Below are 829 nucleotides of genomic sequence, written 5' to 3'. Positions count from 1 at the left end.
TGAACTGCTCCCCATTAGTTGGACTGAGAAATCAGTTACCGACTAGTGGGGAGTAGTTGTCATTGAGAGCACGAAGTTCGCTAAGTGAATATCAGCGCGAGCAATTGGTTGAACTATTTCAGCAAGACATGGGCTATAGAGCGGCTACCAATGTTCTGGGTGTCTCCAAACACGCTGCGCGCCGGCTCTATTGTCGGTTTGTGCTGCATGGCAGGCTATGTCTTGTGGAGAAACCGACAAAGCAGCAGTACTCGTTCGAGGTCAAGAAGGAAGTTGTCCAACGCCACCTTGCTGGCGAGACAGCGATGGATCTTGCGCGCGAATTTGGCCTGTCATCACAGCAGCTGGTCAGTGGGTGGACGTGGAAATGGCGCAAAGATGGCGATGACGCGTTGAAACCAAAGCCGAAGGGCAGGCCCAAAGGATCGGTCACGCCGAAGCCGCTGTCGGAGGAAGACAAGCTGCGTCGCGAAAAACGAACGGTTGCGGGCCGAAAATGCCTATCTAAAAAAATTGCGGGACTTGAGGAATCAGGGACGCGCCTGAAAGTCCAGGCGATCGTCATCCTCAAGTCTCACCACCGCCTGGAGTACCTCCTAGAGGCAGCAGGTATGCCACGGTCGACGTTCTTCTACCACCAACAACGACTCAGTAAGCCAGATAAGCACGCCGTTTTCAAGCAAGCGATTCGGGAAAGCTTCGAGCGTAACAAGCATCGCTACGGCTACCGACGAGTGCTACTTGACCTGCGTAACCAGGGGTGGGTGGTCAACCACAAACTCGTCTACAAACTCATGCGCCAGATGGGGCTGCGAGCTAAGATTCGCCA

At 54.0% G+C, this 829-nt stretch carries 1 pseudogene; it reads left to right on the top strand.

The features are described from left to right. Positions 1-215 precede the first annotated feature (215 nt). Positions 216-829: pseudogene (locus HMPREF2651_RS10885) on the top strand (IS3 family transposase); the annotation flags it as partial.

The sequence above is a fragment of the Corynebacterium sp. HMSC063A05 genome (assembly GCF_001809695.1).
GTDB lineage: Bacteria > Actinomycetota > Actinomycetes > Mycobacteriales > Mycobacteriaceae > Corynebacterium > Corynebacterium amycolatum.
This window is presented reverse-complemented; position numbering and strand designations above follow the sequence as displayed.